The sequence below is a fragment of the Rhodopirellula baltica SH 1 genome, from assembly GCF_000196115.1.
Classification (GTDB): Bacteria; Planctomycetota; Planctomycetia; order Pirellulales; family Pirellulaceae; genus Rhodopirellula; species Rhodopirellula baltica.
The window spans coordinates 2,207,629-2,226,389 of record NC_005027.1; the positions used below are offsets into that span (position 1 = coordinate 2,207,629).

Sequence of the window (18,761 nt, forward strand, 5' to 3'; positions counted from 1 at the left end):
CACCGGTTTCTGAACAGCGTCAAGTAGAGGAGATCCGAAAGATGTCACCAAGTATCGACACGATATAGATTTCGCCTTGGCTGTCTTGTCCAAACGAAACGATCGAGCTGATCGGACCACCAACGTTTATTTCGGCGGTTCTTTCCATATGATTGGAGATGCTGGTCCCGTCAAAACGGAACGACCAAATCCGGCTGGAAAGAAAATCAGCGTAGAAGTAAGTCCCTTGCAATCCGGCAAGGGCTTCTCCTCGGTAGACGTGCCCACCGATGATCGTCCCACCATCACTGCGGCCGTACTGAAAAATCGGATCGACAAGGTTTGGCTGGTCTGAATCGAGCCCTGTCAGTACTGTGCCTTCGCGAATACGCCAACCGTAGTTTTCGCCGCCACGACTGTTTGTGTTTTGAAAGTTGATTTCCTCAACCGCAAACTGCCCAACATCTGCGATCCAAAGGTCTCCCGTCATTTGATCAAAACTACATCGCCAAGGATTGCGCAATCCAGTCGCCCAAATCTCTCCTCGCGCTGCTGCACCTGACGCGAACGGGTTTGACGAGGGAATCCCGTAGTTCATGTCTGCGGCTGCAGGCAAATCATCCTTATCCACATCGACACGCAGCATCTTTCCCAGCAGAGAATTTTTGTTCTGAGCGTTGCCGATCGGCGGCGTTGGATCGTTGGCGGATCCTCCATCTCCTAACGCGATGTACAGGAAACCGTCATTAGGGCCAAAACCAATCCAGCCACCGTTGTGATTTGCAAAGGGCTGATCTACCACCATCACGTTATGTCTACTTGCCGGATCAACACCGTTTGCGGTTGCCGTGTACCGCCGTACCGTGGTCCGGCCGGCGTGATCCGTGCAGTTTACGTAGAAATGCCCGTTCTCTTGAAACTTCGGATGGAAGGCCAACCCCAGCAGTCCTCGCTCGCCGTCAACACTCAAGTCATCAACCTGAAACAAAGTATGAGTAACCATCCCATCGGAAGCGTTCAGTACCTTGATCGCCCCGGTTTTCTCAACCAAATAGACCGCATCCGGTTTCCCCGGCGCTGACGTCAGGAACAACGGTTGGTCAAGCCCCGATGCAAATCGTTTCGCAACGATGCTTCCCGCCGCCCCGCCCTGAGCTCCCGCTGCAGCACGCATACCCAACGCTACAGTTCGCCCTGATGCCGCTCCGCCAGAGTCCGTCGGCAAACTGCGTATCCAACGCTCGACAACTTTCGCCTCTTCATCCGTAAAGTTGGCGGCCATGATCCCATCCGTGATCTGTATGTAGAAACCACTTTGGCTGGGATTGCCTGGCACCACCAGCGGTTTGCCCGCCGCGGGCGGACGAGTCGCATTGGCTGTCGTCAGGAATTGTAAGATTCGTTCGTACGCCTCATCGGAAAACAGCCCGCTAAGATTGCCGCCATCATCGCCGACTTGCACGCCACTGTGCACGATCTGCGCCAGTGAGCATTTGGACTTTAGCAGTTCAACAAAGTCTGCCTTGGCCTTGGTCCCGTCACTTGGCGCGGGCGGCTGATCGGGCGGGTTGACTGGTGTATCCGTTGGCAAATTGTCGATAAAATCGTTTGCTGCGGAACGGATCAGATCGTTTGTACGCTCCAACGTGTTTCGCAGTGGTGCAGCAGTTGTTGTGTCTTTCAAAACGGAGTCGGTCGCGTCAACAATATCCAAGTACGTGCGCCATTGTGCCTCGATCGACTGCGGCAATGACAACGTATATGGCAACGCGAACGGTGGACCAGCTTTTTTCTCGCGTCCATCCGCATCTACTTGAGGCGGATCGTGCTGCGGACGCGATTGTAGATGCGAAATCACACCCATGAGGCCGGGTGTCTTCATCCCGAGGAAACACCAATTGATCACCGTGCCGCGTTGGGTCAATTGCGATGTGCGGTCCAATGTCACCGAGTGCGCGATCGCGTAGAGCAACAAACGATACTGTAGATCGGCGACGTGAGCCCAACGACGACTTTCTTGATCCGTTATCCGCCCATTCTCCATCTCTGCGTCGCTAAAGACCTCTTCCGATGTATTTGGATTGTTGGGCGTCGGATGGCTTGGATTCCAAGTTGTGGTGCTTGCAAACTCTTCGTAGATCGTCCTGAATTTTTGATAGTGTGATGTGACCGCCGCGTCGCCACCCTCACCTTGTTCGGCAATAGCATTTGCCAACTCCCTTGCTTCTTCCCGATTAGAAACCGTTTGTACGATGCGTCCGCCGAGTGCTCTCCATTCGCCAGCGATAGCTTGAACGGTGTCCGCCGAATCTGCGTAGAAATCACTGTCGCTTAATTCATCAAGTAACTCGTCGATTTTCTCGAACAACGCACCCACGCGATTCAGTGGCTCGCCTCCCTGCGCGCCCATCGCTTGGTCTATGATTGCCTGCAATTCTGCATCTGGCGCGATTTCAGGCATCTCGGTGACGACGTATTTCGCAAGTGAGTCGAGCGAAATTGGCTCCAGCTTGAAGTGAAACGGGTAGAACAAATCGCGAAAAGGGAAGTCTTCTCGATCAAGGTTGGTCGGACCACCGAGCGATATCAGCAAGTTTTGCATCGAGATCAGATGCGCCATTTCTTCGATCGCGATTTCAACGATCGCCGATTGCCATCCCCTGGCCTTCGTTCGTTCGGTTTCGTCAGGCGCGTTGCCGACGTCAATGGAATAAGCCGTGTACAAATATTGCACCAACAATGAGTGCTCGATCTCAGCAGCCGTTTGCAACAAGAAGATGGCCTCATCACGAGGCGTCATGACGCCCTCTACTACTAACTCTTCAGCGGTTGCAGCGAATGGCACTCTCTGTTCGGCAGCGGTGGCGGCGCGTGCCGAACGAGGGCGACTTCGGAAAAAAATTCTTGGCAATTTGGACATTGGGGCCTCAACGCAACAAGGTTTGGAACTCTTTAAGCACGGAATGCAACCAAATCAGCCATCGTGAAGCTACCGATGTTTCCAGCACGATCTGGCAATGTTGGAGTCCAATCCTGTGGATCATGTGGAGCAAGAATCTCTTCTCTGACAACATCGATCATCCCAACGATCGTTTCAGCTACGATTCGGCCTCCAACCGGTCCCAAATGTTCACCGCCTGGGTCCCCAGTCAATCCGGACTCCTTCAGAATGTAGAACCAGAGCGGAGCCTTGCCACCAAGCCCGTCGATTTCGTTGATGCCTAGAGTGGCGTTATCTAGTGGCGTGATCCCCATCGCATCAGCAACGTCTTGGCCAGCTGGCAGTTTCAACGTACGCGCTCGCCGCATGTTTCGTTCTGGTAACGACGCGGGCGGATCTTCACCACGATGAATGAATGGAAGATCGAACAGCGGCTTAGCAATCTTTGCGTCTACCCTGCGACAAAACTGCAGATTGTCATGGTTGCCGAAGTCGAAGAAGTAACTCCAATCCAAGTTGTAGTTTGTCGATGGGCCGCCGTCTTCACCGCAGTCGCCATTAGGGCAGGTCCCAAAAAATGGCAGCTTAAACAGCTCTATGCCCTGGGTCGCAGCATTTAGGTTGTAAGTCTCTCGAATCAGCGTGTGCCCAAATCGGTAAGCCGCACCACCGAATTCGACGGGAATGAATGGACGGTCTGAACGCTCCTCCCATTTGAAAAACTGACGGCCGTTCACTATTACGTCATTCGTTACACTCGTGCCAGCAATGTGGGGCAAGAACTCGTGCAAGACGATCCAGTGATAATGAAGCGTAACCAAGTTCCTCGCTTCCTCGAACAAATCTTTGTTGCCCGGTGGGTTGCCGTCGGCCTTGCTCAACAGGTACTTCACAACTTCATTGTGAAATCCAAGAAATGCTCGATGCACTTGCGATATGAGCAAGTTCTCATCGTTTCGAGGGTCGCCAATGATTGCGGTTCCTTGGCGATTGCGTGGCAGATCAAAGTCGTTTTTTGCGGTGTCCGTTAACAGACGAAACGGTAGGCGGTGCTCGCTCTTAGGATTTCCTCCAACAGTATCGTATAGATGGCGTGATGCATCTGGCCCATCACCAAAGACGCTGTCAAGATCCAGTGCTGGCGTCCGGAAATTGCGAATGGCGTCTGGATCCAGACGATCATCCAAGCGTGAAATTGGATCGAAAGTGACGTCATGATCTATAAACTGTCCTAAGAACGCGAAGCCAAGCGGAATCGTTGATTCGTTCGCGGCTGCGTCGTCCTCTCGCATGGTTTCCGCGACTTGACGAATCGCATTGTTGGTGGGTTCGTAGATTGGTAATCCTTCAAAAATACGTCCGAACTTTCCTGCCGGCACTTGCTCGGGCGATTGGGCATCCAGCCCCAGTGCATGAAACATCGACATTCGGCGACGATCTGATTTTGTAACCAACTCAATTCCGCGCTGACTCAATGCACCGTGGCTTGCCATACGAATATACTCCTGTTTGAGAATTTGAACCATCTATAGAAACGATGATTGCTTGCAACTGCTCGGGCGGCTACGGAAACGGATGGGAACGGCTATGGTATGAACACTCAGTTGACATCAGTGATGATGGATGGCCGAAACAACTCCGTCACATCCAGCCAATCTTCCGAGATTAGGCACCAATAATCGCGAGCGAGGTAGTTGCAAACGAAGCTGGCAGGAAGCCATCCATACCCATTGTCTCCCCATTGCTGTCCCCAGGAACTGCGAATCAAGATCGCGTCTTGATCCGCACCAACGCGATTCAATTGATATCCAACTGCGACAACAGATTGACCACCGCGCGGTGCGTCATGGGCTTTGCGAAAAAGAATCTCGGGACAATCAGCCAATGACGAAGGCACAGAGAACCCGAACAGTACTGGAAATCCGGCCGCGAGGAAGGATTTCAACGCACGCCATGTCTCTTGACCACTACATCCATCATCGACAATACGGAAATACCGAAGGGCCTTCGGGGCTGTTGCCAGCGAAAGCAGAAACGAGCTAGGTTCGGATCGAAAAGCCTCGATACTATATGGCCAGTATTCTTCCGGCGGGACGCCAACCTGAGCAAGTACTTTCAAGGTGGTCCTCAAATCCGCGCCTGAATCAGCAAGATCTCGTCCTGCTTTCGCGATCCGGTAGCGTGCAGCTTGATACAGAAACAGGCGTGAGCCATCGTAGGTCCGTCCGGCAACACGCCGCTCAAAATACTCGACCGCAGACAAGGCCGCGAACGCAGATGAAGCATTCAATGTTCGTTGGTCGTCTACTGCCGTGAAATACTCTGTGTCGCAATCGCAGCGTAGATCAACTAGGTCGGGTTGTTCGGAGTCCAGCATCTCCGGCAGGTCTAGAAGTAGACGCCGAACCTCAGGGTGCCGAAACGTGTAGTCGCGTCCATCGGGTAGGTCAGGTTGCCACCCCAATCCTCGCGGCACAAATTTAGCCATAGCGATCTCGTGATTGAACGAATAGCAAGGCAAAAACGCCTCTCTAAACGTCTATTCAATCGTTGCGATAGAAATCGGCTACGGAATAGAATGGGAACACTCCGAGAATAATGCGATTTTCAAATGAAGGACTCCACGCAACTGAGTCAGAACACTGCAACATTCAGTGAGCTTACTCGGGTAAGTCGACAATCTCCCAGATGACTCCTTCCCCGGTCCCGTCTCCCCGGAAATGAACAACCGCATAACACTGCTTCCGGTTTAGGCATTTTATCGTGTCGGCTAGTCGTCGCTTGGAGTCTTGCTCCGCGTTCGGTGGCAGTGGATCGTCGATTCGCGGTGGCCAACCGTCCTCTTCAAAAGCATTTAGAATCGCCTGCTGGTTGACGGCCACCCATTTGAAATGCTTCACGACTTCCCCATCGAATCGCAGTTCGCGACGTTCCGCCTCCCAAATAGGGACGGACGTTTTTGACACGCCTTGCTTATGTACAGTGCCATTTTGCGAGACTTGTTCGATTCCAAGCTTAGAATCAACTGGCAAAGAGACATTGGCTGCTTGGTGAAACTGCTGGGCTATTCGTATGCCGCAGTCGGTCAGGACAAAACACGATCGCTCGCAATAGGTCAAATCACCCGCAGCTTGAAAATGCCGACCATTCTCTCCCTCCAACGTCACTTCTCGTCGGTGCGTCACCAATCCGCTGCGTACCAGCCATCGAAAATCGTTAGGAGCCAGTCCCAAGGCTACAAGTTGCTCAATCTCAACGGCGAACTCCCAAGGCTCGCAAGCCACCTGCTTTGCATATTGAGATGCCAACAGCAACGGTGCCATCGCCTCAATTAGGTGGTCTCGAAAGTCTGTTTTGCTCCGAGTGACGCTTCTTCTTGTCATTTCAGTGCCCCTGAGATCGCATGTTTTCAGATGCTACTTCGTCAAGTCCCTGCCGCCTCTGGCGGGCCGGTGGCGCCCCCCCCGGCCTGTTGAATCATACGGGATCTCGAATCGTTATGCGACACTCTGTCTCACGTTTGCCAAGAATATAGAGCGATATAGCCCAAGAGCTGCATTCTTCGGTCTCGGGTGTTGAATCGCAGATTTAGAGTTCCCTAATCTTCGGTAAACGCCAAAAGCCTGCTATCTGTAGGCCGACGTCGCACGATGTGAGAACAAAGCTTTACGCCGTCCGTCAAACTGGGGCAAAGCTCTCCGGACCAGTGGCTGAGCGGGGTATGCTCCACAGCCTTCGGAGGACAAGCTGCTAAACCCCCCAATCCGCTTGCCAATGGTGCAAGATCTGCGTGATATTGGGAACAAACCAGGCTTTGTGCAGTGCAAAACCGCCCGCAACTTTGGGCGAGACAAGTCAGGGCAAGATAGTCGGCTTCCGATTGCTGTGTGCAAATCCACTGTGTCTTGTATGAAGTGGAATTGCCCACGGAAAGTTGACAGTGGGCCGGCGCACGTCAGACTTCTCTGACAGGAGAACCGATCCATGGACAAACGTCGAACATTTAGCCGCGAATACAAGCTGGCCGAAGTCAAGAAAGTCATCGAACAAGGCTTGTCGTACACCGCTGTCGCTAAAGACTTGGGGATCGGGGACAGCTTGATTCGCAAGTGGAAGAAGTCTTTTGACGAAGACGGAACATTCCAGGCCGAAGTAGTTGGTAGCCAATCCATTGAAGCCGAGCTGAGACGACTTCGCGAAGAGAATCGTCAACTCAAGATGGAACGCGACATTTTAAAAAAAGCGACGGCATTCTTCGCCAAAGAAAGTCACTGAGGTTGAAGTTCATTGGAGAGTGCCGCGATCGCTGGCCGATCGCAGTGCTCTGCCGAACCCTCGAAGTCACTCGCGCCGCTTATTACCGATTCGCCGGTCGCGGTCCCACAGCCACCGAGATCAAGCAAACCCAAATCATTCAAGCCGTCAAGGAAATCCGACTGGAAAAACATCACGATGCGTATGGAAGCCCGCGAATGCAACGAGCAATAGTCAAACGCGGTGTGGTGTGCTGCCGAAATACCGTCGCCAAATGCATGCGTCATGCGGGAATACAAGCCAATCGCCGCACCAAATTCAGAATATCGACCACTGACTCCAATCATGATCAGCCCATCGCCTCAAATTTGCTTGGCCAAAACTTCACGACCGAGGCAATCAATCGCGTCTGGCTAACGGACATCACCTACATCCCAACCCAAGAAGGCTCCACTTACCTCTGTGCATTCGTTGACCTGCATTCCCGCAAGATTGTCAGCTGGAAAACGAGCCGGAACATGGATTCGGAATTGGTGGTCGGGGCATTCGATCAAGCACTTACTTTTCGCAAGCCAAACGCGGGCCTGATCGTTCACAGCGATCGTGGCTCCCAATTCGCGAGCGATCATTTCCGCAGACGCCTGGCAGCCAGTGGGCTAGTTCAAAGCATGAGCCGTCGCGGGAACTGCTACGACAACGCACCGATGGAATCGTTCTTCAAGAGTTACAAAACCGAGGAAGCACAGCAGATTTACGACACGCACGAACACGCCACACGCGGCGTATCTGACTACATCGAACGATTTTACAACCCTCATCGCTTGCACTCGTCGCTGGGCTACCTCAGTCCAATCGATTTCGAGCAAGCGATCAAAGAACCGTCACTCGTAAGTGAGTCCTGACTCACAGGACTCACCGTTTACCTTTCCCTTAAGACCGGTCCACTGTCAACTTTTCGTGGGCAATTCCACACTCCCTTCACTTGGAACAAAACCATGACCGACATTACACCCACACCGGGGAAAATACTGCCGAACGATCGCCTCCCGAATGACTTGGTTGATGCGTTCAAACTTCGCCATCGACTCTTCTACACGCTTCCGGACAGCCTGCTTCTGGCAATCGACGACGCCCTCCCCGAAGCCATTACCGCCGAAGCCATCGAACTTGAGGCTCGACTTTCGCGAAGTTTGAGGACCGATGTCGCGGTTCGGAACGAGCAACCCGTGTCGTTCATCCGACTTGCCGCCTGCGTGACGCGAGTCGATCAAAACGTTTGTCACTTTTCTGCAAATCCGGATCTTATCGTTGCCGACCTAGCGGCGACACTTCAAGACGCACACGACTGGTCGCAGGGCTGGGGTTGTTGGTTCAATGCCCAGAGTTTCAATCCGACGTCCAGACGCTTCGGGAGTTAGGTTGCCAAGATTGCTCTCCGCTGGGGACGCCGCCGCCGTACCCAGGTGACACTGCAGGCCAGTTCAACATGCTTTTTCGGCCAGAACATCAACAAGCGGTTCGTGATGTCTGCAAGAGGTGGCGGCTTGATAGATTTGCCACTCTGGATCTACCTGTCCCGCTGGAGCCCCATTTTGTTGCCTGCAGTCCATACAACAAGAATGCCAGAGATGGTGGTGCAGCTCCGTTCACTCCCGATACTTACCCAGTGAAGGGCCGCGGGGCGGTGTTGGATCAAATTCGCGCGTACTTGTTTACCCAGCGAAAAACTGGTGTTGGTGAATTTGGCCTGAATCGACCACAATTCGCGGGTCATGGATGTGCCCAAGATCACCACCGATTGCCCGGATTGCAAGCCGCTGCTTGAGAAGCAGCAGGCGATCATCGACATGCTGGTCAAGCAAGTTGAGTTGCTCACGGCACGTCTTGAGAAAGTTGAACGCGAAGGTAAACGCCAAGCGGCTCCGTTTCGCAAGAAACGCAAAGCCGATCCGAAAAAGCCAGGGCGTAAAAGCGGTGAAGATCACGGCAAGCACCATCGCCGAGCCGTGCCCGAACAGATCGATGAAACGTACGACGTTCCCCTACCAGCGTGCTGTCCCGACTGCGGCCATGGCGAACTGACCAAGACCGAAACGCTCGTGCAGTTCCAAACCGATATCCCTCGCGTCGTCATCAACCGGCAATTCAACATCGACGCTGGAATTTGCTGTGGCTGTGGATCTCATGTCCAGGGTCGGCACAAACTGCAAACGTCCGACGCGGTCGGAGCCGCCGCGGCTCAACTCGGACCGAACGTTCACGCCGCGATGGCGCTTTTGAACAAAGAACTTGGGCTCAGTCACGGCAAGGTCAAGCGTCTGCTGGAAATGCTTTTTGAGATTCGGGTCAGTCGCAGCACCAGTTGCCGAAGCATGCTTCGCACCGCTGATCGACTAGAGGACGCCTACGCTCAGGTCCGAAGGGCCGTGCGTGGTTCGCCTCAGGTGGTCGGAGATGAAACGGGTTGGCGAGTCGATGGACGTGGGGCTTGGCTTCATGCGTTCGTCGGACTGACCGCGACGTGTTACGAAGTGGATGCGACGAGAAGCATCGGGCCGGCGGAAAGACTGCTGGGCATCGACTGGTCGGGAATCTTTGGACACGACGGCTGGGCGGTCTATGACAAGTTCACCGCAGCGACTCATCAACAATGCTTTGCGCACCTGCTTCGGCGATGTGAATCGTTAATCCAAAGCGGGACCAGTGGTGCGTTGGCGTTTCCGCGTGGAGTGAAAGACTTGCTGCTCGCAGGCTTCGAGTATCGCAACCGTTTTCGATCCGATGAGATGACGGCACATGGGATGAAGGTGATGGCGGGCCGATTGACGATGAAGATGTGGAAATTGGTTCGTCACCCAAAGAAGCATGCTGCCAATGAACGCTTCGCGAAGTTTTTGGAAAATCATCTTGATGATCTATTCACGTCCCTGCATCCTCCCGGTGCCGACGCAACGAACTGGCGAGGCGAGCAGGCGATCCGCCCAACGGTCGTGAATCGAAAAGTATGGGGCGGCAACCGCACCGAAGCCGGAGCGTTGACCCAGTCACGAATCATGAGCGTGATGCAAACGTGCAAGCAAAGACTGGCCGGTCCTTTCGACTTCATCCGCTGTCAATTGACCACGACGAGCCCGCTTGCCTTGCCTCTGCCCATCGCGGCACGGTAAACAAGTACAATTGTATTAATGCCAGCCCGCCTGACCAAACTCGGAAGGTGTGTCCGAATGGCCTCAGCGTAAAAACCATGTTGGTAGTCACCCAGCATAGCGTTCATTGGTTTGCGGATCATACAATGGGCACTTGAATTCGTTCGCAATGTCGATGAGGCGGTTAAGTATTTCGTTTGACGCGCCGTGTGATTCGATGCAGAGATATGTCGTGCACGGCAACGCGATGAAGCATCCGTCGGTTTCGTGCTCCCAAACGAGTTGGACCGAACATTCGTCAAGCCCGAGAGGATTTTCGGCAATCGTCGGGAACTCGGCCTTGAGGCGAGCGATCACAGCAGCAGTGTCCATCGGGACGATTCCATCGACGGACTGTGATTCTGAGAAACGCTGAATAACCACGTCCGGTGCGAGCGTGCAGTCGGATGTCTGTTTCCAGAAGTAAAGGTCGTAGCTCATGTAACTGTGACTGCCAACGGAAGTTTGGGCGACAGTGTGTCGTCCATGCTGCAAAAATGGGGGATTGAATTCCCCAATCATATCACTCAACAATTTCTCCATGGAATCGCGGCGGGAATAATCGCGTCTAGCGAGCCACGCTCGACTTAGCTGACCCGGTGTGATCTCACGCCTGACGCAGCGCGTCGACGATCGGGACGGTGGCGGCCTGAATTGCGGGTACTAATCCCGCGAGGACTCCGACCAAGACCGATACCACGGTTCCGGTGACCGCCAACCCCAGCGATGGACGAAACGCGATCGTGGCTCCCTCCGCACCGATCGCAAACCCTCCCAAACCGAGCGCCGTCAACGCGAGAACCGTTCCTACCAATCCGCCCACCAAACACAGAATGGTGCTTTCGGCCAAAACCAACCGCATCGCTCGCAACGGACGGACGCCAACCGTTTGCAGCACCGCGTATTCCTTGATTCGGTCCTGGACACTCATCACCGTGGTCGTCGCAACCAACGACAGCACCAGCGCGACACAGGCGTAACCAAGCCAATGTGCGAAACCAATCAGATCCACCAAATCCGACAAAGTGCTGGCCTGAAACGCCCCCTTTCGGCGTGTCTTGGTCGCGACCGCGCCTGCCCGAAGTTTCTGATCAATCGCTGCCGCCACACGATCCGGATCGGCCGTGTCTGTCAGCAAGACTTCGTGCTGCGTCACCAAACCGGCCGCATCCAACCCGCGACTGTACTGCAAGAATTGCAGGCTGGTGTAAATCAAGTTCTCTTCTGACGGAACGTTGGATTCGAAGATGCCAGCGACACGCACCGACAATTCTCCGATCGTGAATTGATCGCCCACTTTCAGCCCCCGACGTTGAGCCACATTGCGGCCGACGATGGCGGCATCGCGAGTTGACTCAAATTGTTGCCAATCTCCACTCGTCAACTTCAACGGACGTGTTTGCTGAATCTGTTTCGGGTCAGCACCATTGAACACCACGATGTCCAGACTAGCCCGGCAATTGTTCGTCCATACCTGAATGGGCATCACGTCCCGCACACCGGGGACCTCCGCGATCACACGTTCGTAGTCCTCCGGCAAACGGCTGCTGGTTGGGCAAAACCGATTCTCTTGAAAGACGATCAGATTGCGATCCGCGTCCGAACCCGTCGTCAGCCGATGCAGGCCTTCTTGGACCGAACCAACAAAGCAAAACACAAACATGGCAACAGCAGCCCCGGTGACGGTCAGCAGTGTCCGCGTGCGGTGTCGCCAAAGCGTTTTCAAAACATAACGAAACATAGTATTCATCCAAATTCGGTAGACCCCAATGTGGCATAGCAGCCTGTTGATTTAGTCGTATACCGAGTGACAACAATTAGCCGATGGGCGTTAGCCGAATGGCACTTACTTTAGATCCGAGTCTCTCATTTTAGACGGTGGTTTCGTGCGTTTTTCAAACTGCATGTTTTTGGGGCGTTTCCGGTAGGCCTCGCGGCGATAACTACGTTTGCTGCGAATCGGTAGCTTGTCCTTGCGGGCGATCGACAATGCTGTTTGGTAGGCCATTCTCCAACGCTCAGGCTCCGTGTGCATGTGCCGCAGGAGGAAGGTTTGAAACGTGGTCCACGTTCGTTTGAAGCTCATTCGACGCGGCGGAACTTTCTCGAAGGCCGCCGCTTCGATCCGAAGCTGGCTGGTCAGGTTGTAAGCCACCACCGACGTATAGAGTTCTTTCATGAATGTGTCGACGCTTTTGGCGCGAATGTTCTCGGCGTCCATGACCACCTTGAAGTTGCGAATGTCAATTTCTACGTCGTAGCGTCGCTCAAATAGCGAGGCAGACGCGAAAGCATCTTGCGCAAGCGTACTGACCAGATAAAGTGTCAGCGTGTCGGTCGCCTGGACTTCATGCAAATAGACATCCAACTGGCAGTCGGACGGGAGATCTGGCTGCGTCTGGCGATTCTTCTTCGTGGGTTTCCAGGTGTGCCGATAAGTTTTGTGGTGCTCGGATTGTTCGATCAATTCGGCATCCTTCTGCAGCGACTGAAAGTTCACCTTCTTCATTCGCAGCAGGATGTCGTGACCTGCGTCGATTGCCCCATGTGCGATTCCAAAGATCCCAAATCCTGCATCGGACATGATGATCGAATTCTCCGGAAGCTGCTCAAACCCCTGCCGAGCAAGTTGCGTTTCGGAGATCGCCTCAGGACCGTACATCGGTCCCACTTGTGGAAGCATCGCTGCACCGCTGGCGAGTTCGTGAAAGACCGTCAACAGCACACAAGGCCACACGCCTTCACCGAGCTGATTGCTTGCCGGTGGAAACGCTTGCTGGAGTTCTTTTTCCGGGGCCAGTGCCAACGTGGTTCCATCGATCAAGAACACGCGTTGTTCGTCCACCGCCGGCTCGGTGGCAGAAAGGATCCCCGAGCTCACTTCCTCGGCAAACCAACGAACGACTTCTAACGGTAAGCGAGATCTAGCACGACTGTAGCCACCCGTTGCGACCGAGAGCGTGTTGTCTTCCAGGCGTTTGTTTTCGGGAAGATAAGTCGGTCGCGTATCGAGTAAATGCTTGACTGCGTTTTCAAGCGAGGCATCCGGCTTGAGTCGCTGGTAAACGAGCATCCACAGGACAACACATGCCGTATAGACGGTATGAGCTTGTTGCTCGAAGAGCTTGTTGGCATCTTCAAAGTTGACTAGCTGCTGCAACAACTCAAAAGAGCGGTCGAACTGGAGGTCAGCTTCGTGATTTGGACCGGTATAGTTCATGCCAAAATGGCTCCTTATTGGGAAAAGAAGCCTCTATGCGCAAACCATGTGCCTAAAGTGCAGTTCGTCAAGAATTTAGCGCAAAGTAAGTGCCATTCGGCGTTAGCCCCGGTTGGCGTCTGACTAACCGCCGCTAACGCGGTGCGGCTCATTAAATCAACAGCCCGATAGGCTTCCAGCCTGTGATTCCCCACCCCAAACCGATGCCGCCTGAGTTCAACGAACGGCCGAAGAAGCATCCGGTTCAACCTCACGAAATTTGCCGCGATCCAACACCAACTGCCTCGATGCGATTCTCGCCGCGTCCGTGTCGTGGGTGACCATCAACAGCGTGATGTCGAGTTCTTTGTTCAATCGTTGCAGCAAGATCTGGACCTGTTCGCTCGTTTCCGTGTCCAAACTGCCGGTTGGCTCATCAGCCACGACGACTTTCGGGTGCGCGACGATCGCTCGAGCGATCCCAACGCGTTGTTCTTGCCCACCTGACAATTGCCGCGGGTAATGATCAGCTCGATCGCTCAGCCCCACCGCTTCGAGTGCCAACTCGACACGCTGTCGCCGTTGCGAACCAGTCATCTTCAGCAGCAAAGTTGGCAATTCAACGTTCTCATAAGCCGTCAGCACCGGAATCAAATTGTGGGTTTGAAAGATGTAACCCAAATTCGCGGCGCGCCAATCAGCCAATTTGCTGCGAGAGAGCTTCGTCACTTCGGTTCCGGCCACGTGGATCGTTCCCGAATCAGGACGATCGATCCCGCTGACCAGATTCAACAACGTGCTTTTCCCGGTGCCACTTGGCCCCATCAACGAGACGAAGTCGCCCGCCTCAATGTCGAGATCAATCTCGTCAAGGGGAGTGATCGTTTCATCGCCTTTGCGGAAACTTTTGCAAACGCCCCGTAGTTCGACCAATGCCATCAGTTCATCCCCATGGTTGTATCTTCGCTCACGACTGAAATGGGATCGCCAGATTCCAGATCCGACGGAACATTCGCAATCAATTTGTCAGTCACGTTCAATCCAGATTCGATTTCCACCAAGCCATCACCTCCTGCACCACCAACAACCACGGGAGTTTGCCTCGCCGTCTCATCCTCCGTGACACACCAAACAAATGATCCCGAATCGCCGGCCTGAACCAACGCCTCCGGCACGAACAACCGTTGCTTATCTTTTGCAGCGTCGACATCCGATTCAGTCGCGGGTGAGAGAAACGTAGCCGTGACCAACATCTCAGGACTGACCGTGGGAGGCGGGTCGATCAGTTCGACCTTCACTTCCAACGTGTTCTTTTGAACGTTCGCGGCACTGGTGGCTTGCAACACTCGTCCTTGAATGACCAATGAAGAAGACGCGGTTTCGATCTCCACGGGCTGGCCCTTCCGAATCATTGGAACATCCTCCAAGCGAACGTCGGCACGGACCTGTAAGCGATCCGGATCGTACATTTCGACCACCGTGCTGGCACTGTGTCCTGTCGAAGATGCCATTCCCGAAACTCGTGTTCCAGGTGAAGCGATCAAACGCAGGATTCGACCATCCATAGGAGCCTTGACGACATTCCGTTCCAGAGCCAATTCCGCTTGCCGCAGTTCAATCTTCGCTTCTTCCCAAAGGGCTTTCGATGACGCGACCTTGGCTTTGGCTTCTTCGACCTGACGCGTCTCTTCCACCAACAGATTCAACTGCTTCTCGAACGCACGAACCTTGGTCTTCAAAGCATCGACCTCGCGTTGCAAATTCGGTTGGCGACGTTGCAACTCTTGCAGTTTGGCGGACTCAGCCGCATGGTCGCTCTCCGCACGGGCCACAATCCGACCTGAAATCGCTCCCTCGGCGGATCGTTTGCCTTGCATGTTGTTTCGCGCGTACTCAACGTTTGCCTGGGCCGCTTCGATCATGAACGGAAGTTTCGCAAGCTCGGTTTCCGCTCGTGCCAACATGCTTTCGGCGTCGGCAAGCTGAACTTCCAAGTGCACTGGGTTCTTGAACCGAACCATCGCAGCGTTCCATTCCGCCTCCGCACGTTGCAACTCGCCCTGCCGGATTGCAACCGTGTTCTTGGCTTGCTGGACATTCAGTTCCGCGTCAATCGAGATCAACCGCGCAACAGGTTCGCCTCGCTTCACAGGTTGCCCTTCGACAACCAACAACGATTCAATCACCCCGGGGGCCAACGCCGCGACGCTGATCGCGGTCGGTCGCGGCTCGATCCACCCGGGCGATTGAAACAACGTTTGCCCCGCCTGAACGACCTCGGCACGTTTGGCAATCACCGGTATCACTGAGACGCTCTTGCGAGGCATCCAGTGCTGACCGGCGGCCACGGCTAGCAGCATCGCAAAACCGATTAGAATCCCAATCGGAAGCACGAAACGGCTGATCCAACGTCTCCGCCGAGGCGTCGACGAAGGATGGCTTGGCGATGGCGTGCGGTCGATGGCCAGTTGGCCCAGATCTAGCGGGGCTTCGGCCATGACTACTTGCTCGAACGAACGAAGACGTCGCTGGTTTCCACGGTCAAGTTGCCTTGGTCGTCGCGTTTAGCGACTCCGTGCACCACAACGGTGGCCAGCTCATTGACTCCCAGCAAATCGCGTGCGGTTTTCGACACGGGGGCTCCGGACTCATCAACCACCTTCACGGTCGCGATGTTGTCTTTGACCTGGTCTTGCGTGCAGCAGTAATCCCAAGGCGTAGGACAACCTTCATCGTCGGCACAGTACGGGATCTTGGGATCGACGATCGTGAACGCGGCCAGTCCATCGACGAATGGCTCACTGGAACCACCAATCAAACCGACCAATGTCAATTCTTCACCGTCGGCTGCCTTCTCACGGGCTTCGCCGACAGGCATCGCGTCAGCAGGTTCCGAACTGGCCAAGTAAGCCGTATCGCCGGATGTGGTCGTCGCAGCCAGCTCGGCGACTTCCGCACCGCCACAACCAGCGATCAAAGCAATGGCTCCAGCCAAAACATATTGTTGAAAACGTTTCATCGTACTTCTCTATCGAAAGGGGTAATGAATCAAACTGCCTTCAATCCCGTTGCGACTTCTTCTCGCAACGCTTTCAGTGCCGGTGGCAACGAACCAAGGACACCCAACAAAATTCCAACGCCGCAACCGATCAAGATTGCGACACTATCGATTCTCAATGTGAAAGCTCCCATCGTGAATCGAACCGCCATCCCGTTGAGCAGCAGCAACGCCACCACCCCGGACAACAACGATCCAGCGGCGGCCAACAAGACGCCCTCCTGGACCACACTCAGCAAGATCGCTCGCCTTCGATAACCGATGGCTTGCAATGTTGCGATTTCTCGTATCCGTCCAGCGACGGATCCATACATCATGTTCAAACCGGCAAACACGCCCGCACCGGACACCAGCACCACCACAAACCAAGCCAACACTCGGACAGGTTTGTAGTGCTGCTGCAGCGACGCGTAGTAATCCGTTTCGCGGATCGCTCTCAGCTCCAAATCCAATCGTTCCTTGCAAAACAATTGCACCTCAGCCGCCGATCGTCCGGGCTGCAATCGAATCGCGACCAAGCTCAAGTCCTGTCGTTTGGTTGCCGTTTGAAAGTCACCCAGCGAACACCAGATTTCGGATTCGTACGCCGAGCCACCGGCAGCGAACCGGCCGCTGATCGTCCACTTGCGCCCCTCAAACTCGAGCTTCTTGCCGATGGTCAACTCGTTCGTTTCACGGCCAAGCTTCGTCGCAACCAACCGGCCAACCATCACTTCACCGTCCTCTGGCCAGGTTCCTTCGATCAACTGAACCGATCGACGGACCAACGGTGCGGACGTAGTCACACCGCGAACCAACCCCAGTCCACCCGGACCGGATTCTGTCGCGACTCGAGTTCCCAAGTACAACTCCGGGGACACGTGACTGACGCCAAAACGTTTCATCGTGCCATCCAGGCTGGCGGCCAACAACGACGGAGTCCGCGCGGCGATCGATGAGTTCTCGATGTTCTCTTCCGAGTTCACCGAGTAAACCAACACCACGTCATCATCCCCGCTGATTGCGAGCGATCGTTCCAACCCACGAATGAATCCGACAACCACAAACACCAACATCACCACGGTCGCCAAAGCAACCAAAGTCAACGCGGTTCGCACCGGCCGGCGGGCCAGATTGCGAACGCCGTATTCCCATGGCAACAGCATCAACGATCGCCTCGGTGGGTTGGTTGGCAAGTGAAACGCAGGTTCGATTTCATGTTCAACGCTTGGGCTTCGAGGTGAACGTGCCATCGGGAGTGATCATCTTCTTTGGCGTTTTGCCAATGCTTTCCATGATTTCCCAGATTCCCTTGGGGCTCAACTTAACTCCTTCTTTGGCAACCAACGCGACGGACTTCTTTTCGATGCTGCAGACGACCTTTTCAACCGCGTCAACAGAATCAAACCGAGCGGTGATTCGTTTGACACAACCTCCGCACATCTCACCCACCGTCATCACCATTTGATGGGCGGGATCCTTCTTGTCCGTTATCGTGTCAGCCGACACAGGTGCGGGGCCAATCAAAGCGGACACGAGAAAAGCCAAACCGGCCAAACCCAATCCATTCCGTTTCGAACCGAACATCATCGTCAAATCTTTCACTTAAAAGGGGAAACAAACATTTGGCGCGCACAGTCATCCGGTCCGCCGTCGCGGACACACGAAATGCATGCACACCGATTCAAAATGGTTGGTCGAACGTGACGAATCCATCACGCCATGCGATCACGAACCAGTGATCCAATCAGGTAACAATCCATGAACGCGCAGCAACGCATCTATCGCGTTGAATCAAATCCAGAACGATCACTTGGATCAAATCAGCCAAGATTGGTGCGCAAGACGCACCTGACGGCCAGATCGACTCGCACAACTCGGCAAGTCACAATGCGAAGTCAAAGCCGCATCAGAGAAGGATGGCAACATCGATCGCGCATCGACCACATGGGCCCAAACAACGACCAAACTCGGATCTGGCAGATCCATGTCGCTTTCAAGAACCGCACCTTCGCAAATGCAGTTCTTACAATTGCAATCGCCTCCGCACGGGGAGGAGTCACCATGTTTCGAATCGAGATCCGACGTGGGCGCTGGCCCGGCTTGTGCATCGTGATGGCAGCAACTGCAAGATGCTGCAGCAACACTTTCATCGCAAGTCACTTC

At 54.3% G+C, this 18,761-nt stretch carries 15 protein-coding genes; 3 read left to right on the plus strand and 12 right to left on the minus strand.

Annotated features, from left to right (window positions below; translation table 11 throughout):
• Window positions 1-19 precede the first annotated feature (19 nt).
• The 4 genes from RB_RS08455 to RB_RS08470 form a co-directional block, all read right to left on the minus strand.
• Window positions 20-2,779: a ferritin-like domain-containing protein gene (locus RB_RS08455; protein ID WP_164921727.1), complete on the minus strand. Its 2,760-nt coding sequence runs from the start codon at window positions 2,777-2,779 to the stop codon at window positions 20-22.
• A 152-nt stretch (window positions 2,780-2,931) separates the two neighbouring features.
• Window positions 2,932-4,347: a peroxidase family protein gene (locus tag RB_RS08460; protein WP_164921728.1), complete on the minus strand. Its 1,416-nt coding sequence runs from the start codon at window positions 4,345-4,347 to the stop codon at window positions 2,932-2,934.
• Window positions 4,348-4,520: 173 nt separating this feature from the next.
• Entirely contained in the window at window positions 4,521-5,408 is an 888-nt protein-coding gene (locus RB_RS08465) for a C1 family peptidase (protein WP_164921729.1), read from the minus strand.
• Between the two features lie 172 nt (window positions 5,409-5,580).
• Window positions 5,581-6,243: a hypothetical protein gene (locus RB_RS08470; protein WP_164921730.1), complete on the minus strand. Its 663-nt coding sequence runs from the start codon at window positions 6,241-6,243 to the stop codon at window positions 5,581-5,583.
• A gap of 661 nt (window positions 6,244-6,904) precedes the next feature.
• Here RB_RS08470 and RB_RS08475 point away from each other — a divergent pair.
• The 3 genes from RB_RS08475 to tnpC all read left to right on the plus strand — a co-directional run bounded on the left by RB_RS08475 (window position 6,905) and on the right by tnpC (window position 10,341).
• A protein-coding gene (locus tag RB_RS08475) for an IS3-like element ISRba6 family transposase (RefSeq protein ID WP_164921731.1) occupies window positions 6,905-8,076 on the plus strand; the annotation gives its coding sequence in 2 pieces (ribosomal slippage) (window positions 6,905-7,154 and window positions 7,154-8,076; 1,173 coding nt in all).
• A gap of 93 nt (window positions 8,077-8,169) precedes the next feature.
• The gene (locus RB_RS08480) at window positions 8,170-8,592 is read left to right on the plus strand and encodes a hypothetical protein (RefSeq protein ID WP_164921732.1); all 423 of its coding nucleotides are present in this window, start codon (window positions 8,170-8,172) and stop codon (window positions 8,590-8,592) included.
• 354 nt (window positions 8,593-8,946) lie between these two features.
• A complete protein-coding gene (tnpC, locus tag RB_RS08485; RefSeq protein ID WP_011119832.1) occupies window positions 8,947-10,341 on the plus strand; it encodes an IS66 family transposase in 1,395 nt (464 codons plus the stop codon).
• Between the two features lie 87 nt (window positions 10,342-10,428).
• On the opposite strand, the gene RB_RS08490 is transcribed toward tnpC, so the two are convergent.
• The 8 genes from RB_RS08490 to RB_RS08530 form a co-directional block, all read right to left on the minus strand.
• The gene (locus tag RB_RS08490; RefSeq protein ID WP_164921733.1) at window positions 10,429-10,890 is read right to left on the minus strand and encodes a hypothetical protein; all 462 of its coding nucleotides are present in this window, start codon (window positions 10,888-10,890) and stop codon (window positions 10,429-10,431) included.
• A 76-nt stretch (window positions 10,891-10,966) separates the two neighbouring features.
• The gene (locus tag RB_RS08495; RefSeq protein ID WP_164922783.1) at window positions 10,967-12,100 is read right to left on the minus strand and encodes an ABC transporter permease; all 1,134 of its coding nucleotides are present in this window, start codon (window positions 12,098-12,100) and stop codon (window positions 10,967-10,969) included.
• 105 nt (window positions 12,101-12,205) lie between these two features.
• A complete protein-coding gene (locus tag RB_RS08500) occupies window positions 12,206-13,579 on the minus strand; it encodes an IS4-like element ISRba1 family transposase (RefSeq protein ID WP_011119835.1) in 1,374 nt (457 codons plus the stop codon).
• Between the two features lie 216 nt (window positions 13,580-13,795).
• Window positions 13,796-14,497 carry an ABC transporter ATP-binding protein gene (locus RB_RS08510; RefSeq protein WP_011119837.1) on the minus strand — a complete coding sequence of 234 codons (702 nt, stop codon included), beginning with the start codon at window positions 14,495-14,497 and terminating at the stop codon, window positions 13,796-13,798.
• Complete coding sequence (locus tag RB_RS08515; protein WP_011119838.1) at window positions 14,497-16,056, minus strand: HlyD family efflux transporter periplasmic adaptor subunit; 1,560 nt, start codon at window positions 16,054-16,056, stop codon at window positions 14,497-14,499. Before RB_RS08515 ends, RB_RS08510 begins: the two co-directional genes overlap by 1 nt.
• Before the next feature lie 2 nt (window positions 16,057-16,058).
• Complete coding sequence (locus tag RB_RS08520) at window positions 16,059-16,577, minus strand: hypothetical protein (protein ID WP_011119839.1); 519 nt, start codon at window positions 16,575-16,577, stop codon at window positions 16,059-16,061.
• Window positions 16,578-16,606: 29 nt separating this feature from the next.
• A complete protein-coding gene (locus RB_RS08525; protein ID WP_164922784.1) occupies window positions 16,607-17,761 on the minus strand; it encodes an ABC transporter permease in 1,155 nt (384 codons plus the stop codon).
• 55 nt (window positions 17,762-17,816) lie between these two features.
• Window positions 17,817-18,200, minus strand: coding sequence for a heavy-metal-associated domain-containing protein (locus RB_RS08530; RefSeq protein WP_011119841.1), 384 nt, complete (start codon window positions 18,198-18,200; stop codon window positions 17,817-17,819).
• Window positions 18,201-18,761: the final 561 nt, after the last annotated feature.

What these genes read in the sequence shown, in the direction of transcription:
- RB_RS08495 (WP_164922783.1), bottom strand. Translation starts at nt 12,100, where the DNA reads ATGTTTCGTTATGTTTTGAAAACGCTTTGGCGACACCGCACGCGGACA.
- RB_RS08455 (WP_164921727.1), bottom strand. Translation starts at nt 2,779, where the DNA reads ATGACGCCTCGTGATGAGGCCATCTTCTTGTTGCAAACGGCTGCTGAG.
- RB_RS08500 (WP_011119835.1), bottom strand. Translation starts at nt 13,579, where the DNA reads ATGAACTATACCGGTCCAAATCACGAAGCTGACCTCCAGTTCGACCGC.
- RB_RS08460 (WP_164921728.1), bottom strand. Translation starts at nt 4,347, where the DNA reads ATGTCGATGTTTCATGCACTGGGGCTGGATGCCCAATCGCCCGAGCAA.
- tnpC (WP_011119832.1), top strand. Translation starts at nt 8,947, where the DNA reads ATGGATGTGCCCAAGATCACCACCGATTGCCCGGATTGCAAGCCGCTG.
- RB_RS08520 (WP_011119839.1), bottom strand. Translation starts at nt 16,577, where the DNA reads ATGAAACGTTTTCAACAATATGTTTTGGCTGGAGCCATTGCTTTGATC.
- RB_RS08465 (WP_164921729.1), bottom strand. Translation starts at nt 5,408, where the DNA reads ATGGCTAAATTTGTGCCGCGAGGATTGGGGTGGCAACCTGACCTACCC.
- RB_RS08515 (WP_011119838.1), bottom strand. Translation starts at nt 16,056, where the DNA reads ATGGCCGAAGCCCCGCTAGATCTGGGCCAACTGGCCATCGACCGCACG.
- RB_RS08510 (WP_011119837.1), bottom strand. Translation starts at nt 14,497, where the DNA reads ATGGCATTGGTCGAACTACGGGGCGTTTGCAAAAGTTTCCGCAAAGGC.
- RB_RS08525 (WP_164922784.1), bottom strand. Translation starts at nt 17,761, where the DNA reads ATGCTGTTGCCATGGGAATACGGCGTTCGCAATCTGGCCCGCCGGCCG.
- RB_RS08480 (WP_164921732.1), top strand. Translation starts at nt 8,170, where the DNA reads ATGACCGACATTACACCCACACCGGGGAAAATACTGCCGAACGATCGC.
- RB_RS08470 (WP_164921730.1), bottom strand. Translation starts at nt 6,243, where the DNA reads ATGGCACCGTTGCTGTTGGCATCTCAATATGCAAAGCAGGTGGCTTGC.